The sequence below is a fragment of the Sandarakinorhabdus oryzae genome (assembly GCF_009733735.1).
Classification (GTDB): Bacteria; Pseudomonadota; Alphaproteobacteria; order Sphingomonadales; family Sphingomonadaceae; genus Sandarakinorhabdus; species Sandarakinorhabdus oryzae.
This window is the reverse complement of the sequence record NZ_WNJP01000242.1, coordinates 1-3,340: the sequence shown is the minus strand read 5'-3', so window position 1 is coordinate 3,340 and position 3,340 is coordinate 1. Positions and strand designations below refer to the sequence as shown.

General features: G+C 68.7%; 4 protein-coding genes and 1 other RNA gene. 4 read left to right on the top strand and 1 reads right to left on the bottom strand.

Going from position 1 to position 3,340, the window contains the following annotated elements:
• The 3 genes from GJ693_RS14925 to GJ693_RS14915 form a co-directional block, all read left to right on the top strand.
• Positions 1-382, top strand: a 382-nt coding sequence (locus GJ693_RS14925; protein ID WP_156257051.1) for an aminotransferase class V-fold PLP-dependent enzyme, incomplete at its 5' end; no start/stop codon positions are given.
• A complete protein-coding gene (locus GJ693_RS14920) occupies positions 379-1,509 on the top strand; it encodes a cysteine desulfurase family protein (RefSeq protein ID WP_156257050.1) in 1,131 nt (376 codons plus the stop codon). The genes GJ693_RS14925 and GJ693_RS14920, both read left to right, overlap by 4 nt.
• A 19-nt stretch (positions 1,510-1,528) precedes the next feature.
• Positions 1,529-1,861 carry a 2Fe-2S iron-sulfur cluster-binding protein gene (locus GJ693_RS14915; protein WP_156257049.1) on the top strand — a complete coding sequence of 111 codons (333 nt, stop codon included), beginning with the start codon at positions 1,529-1,531 and terminating at the stop codon, positions 1,859-1,861.
• 40 nt (positions 1,862-1,901) lie between these two features.
• Here GJ693_RS14915 and ffs read toward each other — a convergent pair.
• An RNA gene (gene ffs, locus GJ693_RS14910) (signal recognition particle sRNA small type) lies at positions 1,902-1,992 on the bottom strand.
• 78 nt (positions 1,993-2,070) lie between these two features.
• Between ffs and GJ693_RS14905 the strand changes: the two genes are divergently transcribed.
• Positions 2,071-3,340 (top strand): DNA polymerase III subunit gamma/tau (locus tag GJ693_RS14905; protein ID WP_197042242.1); only part of this gene is annotated, 1,270 nt, incomplete at its 3' end.

Genomic DNA, 3,340 nt, shown 5'->3' with positions numbered 1-3,340 from the left:
GGTGGCCGAGGCGCCGGATTGGGCGCCCTTTACCGCCCGGCGCGCCCGGCTGGAGGCGCAACTGCAGGCCGCCGGTGCCATTATCCACGGCGACGGCGCGCCGCGCCTGCCCAACATCAGCAGCATCGGCCTGCCCGGCGTGGCGGCGGCGACGCAGGTGATGATGCTCGATCTCGAAGGCTTCATGGTCTCGGCCGGAGCGGCCTGCTCTTCGGGCAAGGTCAAGGCCAGCCATGTGCTGGCCGCGATGGGCCTTGGCGCGGCGGCGGGCGAGGCCATTCGCGTCAGCCTTTCCCCCGCAGCAAGCGATGACGAAATTGCCGCATTCGCCGCCGCCTGGCTTGCCATGGCTGCCCGCCTGGGCCGAAAGGGCGCGGCATGAACATGCCGATCTATCTCGATTATGGCGCGACGACACCGCTCGATCCGGCGGTGGCGGCGGCCATGGCACCATGGGGCGTTGACGGATTCGGCAACCCGCACAGCGCGCATCTGTGGGGTTACAAGGCCAGGGCCGCGGTGGAGCGCGCGCGCGAGCAGGTGGCAGCGATGATCAACGCGCCCACCGAAGCCATCGCCTTCACCAGCGGCGCCACCGAGAGCAACAACTGGGCGCTGAAGGGCCTGCTCACCGCGCCCGGCCAGACGCGGCGGCGCATCGTGACGCTGGCGACCGAGCATTCGAGCGTGCTGGAAACCGCCCAGTATCTCGCCAGCATTGGCGCGCAGCTGAGCATCGTGCCGGTGCGCGGAAGCGGCCTGGTTGACCTTAGCGACCTCGAGCGCGCGCTGGGTGAGGACGTGGCGCTGGTCTCGGTGATGGCGGTCAACAACGAGATCGGCGTGGTGCAGGACCTCGCCGCCATCAGCCAGTTGGCCCACGGCGTTGGCGCCGTGTTCCACGTCGATGCCGCGCAGGGCTTCGGCAAGGTGGCGCTGGATGTGGAGGCTTGTGGAGTCGATCTGCTGAGCCTGACCGCCCACAAGATCTACGGCCCCAAGGGTGTCGGCGCGCTCTATCGCCGGCCCTACACGGTGATCACGCCGCTGCTGCATGGCGGCGGGCAGGAAGATGGAAGGTCAGGCACGCTCGCCACCGCGCTGATCGCCGGCCTGGGTGCGGCCGCAGCCATCGCCGGTGACCGCATGCTGGCAGACCGTGACCATGCGCTGGCCCTGCGTGACCGGTTGCTGGCCGCGCTCACCGTCCCGCACCGGGTGAACGGCGATCTGCACCAACGCTGGCCGGGCAACCTCAATCTCAGCTTTCCAGGGCTGGTGGTGCCGCTGATCCAGCAATTGCCCGGCCTTGCCATCTCTGCCGGTTCAGCCTGCGCCGCGGTGACCGGGCGGGCGAGCCATGTGTTGACCGCGATCGGCCTTGACGAGGCGCAGGCCAAGGCTTCGCTGCGGATTGGCTTCGGCCGCTTCACCACCCCCGACGAGATTGATTCGGCCGCCGCGCAGATCAATGCGGTCGTCGCCCGTCATCTTGCCGAAATGGCCTGATCGCGGCACAGCAACGGCCATGACGCGTATCCGCTTCATATCCGCCGACGGGGCCAGGGAACAGATTGTCGAAGCCGAGCCCGGCAGCCGCCTGCTCGACATCGCGCAGGCCCACGGCCAGCCGCTGGAAGGCACCTGCGAGGGCGCGATGGCCTGCTCCACCTGCCATGTCCACCTGGTGGGCGGCGATGTTGATCGCGTGCCGCCGCCCAGCGACGAGGAAGAGGACATGCTGGATTTCGCCGCGGGCGCCAATCGCCAGAGCCGGCTCGCCTGCCAGATCAAGCTGACCGCCGAGATCGAAACGCTGGACGTGAAGATGCCGCGCGGGGTTGTGGACATGAGCCGCTGACGCGGCGGGGTCGACATGAGCCGCCGAATTTTCTGGGGTGGGAGCCGGGAACGACCCAGACCGGAATCGTTGCGGCTGCTTCCTTCCGGACCTGACCGGGTTGGCGAGCGGCCTGTCCGCCCGGCTCCCACCGCGCATATGGCGACAAGCGCGGCGAAGTGCAAGGCTTCGCGTGACGCGCCCGCCCGGCGCGGTTAGAACAGGGCCGCATGTCCGACGAATCCGATATCGCCTTCCCCGGCCTTGACCTGCCGGCCACAACGCCGGCGCCAACGGCTTCTGGGGCCTATCGCGTGCTGGCGCGCAAATATCGCCCGGCCACCTTTGATTCGCTGCTGGGCCAGCAGGCCATGGTGCAGACGCTGGGCAACGCCATCGCCCGTGGCCGGCTGGCGCAGGCCTGGCTGCTCACCGGCGTGCGCGGTGTCGGCAAGACCAGCACGGCGCGGATCATTGCGAAAGCACTCAACTGCATCGGCCCGGATGGCCAGGGCGGCCCGACCATCAATCCGTGCGGGGTGTGCGAGCCATGTGTCGCCATTGCGGCCGGCCGGCACATCGACGTGGTGGAAATGGACGCCGCCTCCAACACCAGCGTGGATGACGTGCGCGAGATCATCGAGGGCGTGCGCTATGCCGCCGTTTCCGCCCGTTACAAGATCCACATCATCGACGAAGTCCACATGCTCTCCAAGAACGCGTTCAACGCGCTCTTGAAAACGCTGGAGGAACCGCCGCCGGGCGTGAAGTTCATCATGGCCACCACCGAGGTGAACAAGGTGCCGGCCACGATCCTGTCGCGCTGCCAGCGCTTTGACCTGAAGCGCGTGCCGGCCGAGATGCTGGCCGACCATTTCGCCCGTATCCTCGAACAGGAACAGGTCGGCTTTGAAGCCGATGCGCTGGCGCTGGTGGCACAGGCCGCCGAGGGCAGCGTGCGCGACGGGCTGTCGATCCTGGATCAGGCCATTGCCCACAGCGGCGAGACGATCACCGCCGATGCCGTGCGCGACATGCTGGGCCTGGCTGATCGCGGCGCGGTGCGCGCCCTGTTCGGCCATGTGCTGGCCGGCCGCGTGCCCGAGTTGATGGCCGATATCGCCCGCCAGTATGATCTTGGGCAGGATCCGGGCCAGTTGCTGCGCGAACTGCTCGGCCTGGTGCACGGCATCACCCGCCAGCGTCTGGCACCGCGTCGCGATCCGCTGCTCTCGGCCGAGGAACAGGCTGCGCTCGATGGCTGGGCGCAGGCACTCACCTTCCCGCGGCTGTCTTTGCTGTGGCAGATGCTGCTGAAGGGGCTGGAGGAGGTCCAATCCGCCCCGGTGCCGCTGCAGGCCGCCGAAATGGCGCTGCTGCGCCTCTGCCACGCCGCCGATCTGCCCGATCCCGGTGCGCTGGTGAAGCAGCTGCAGCAGCAGGGCGCGACCGCGGCTGCGCCGCCTGCGCCGGCCCCTGCTCCATCAGGCGCGCCTGCCG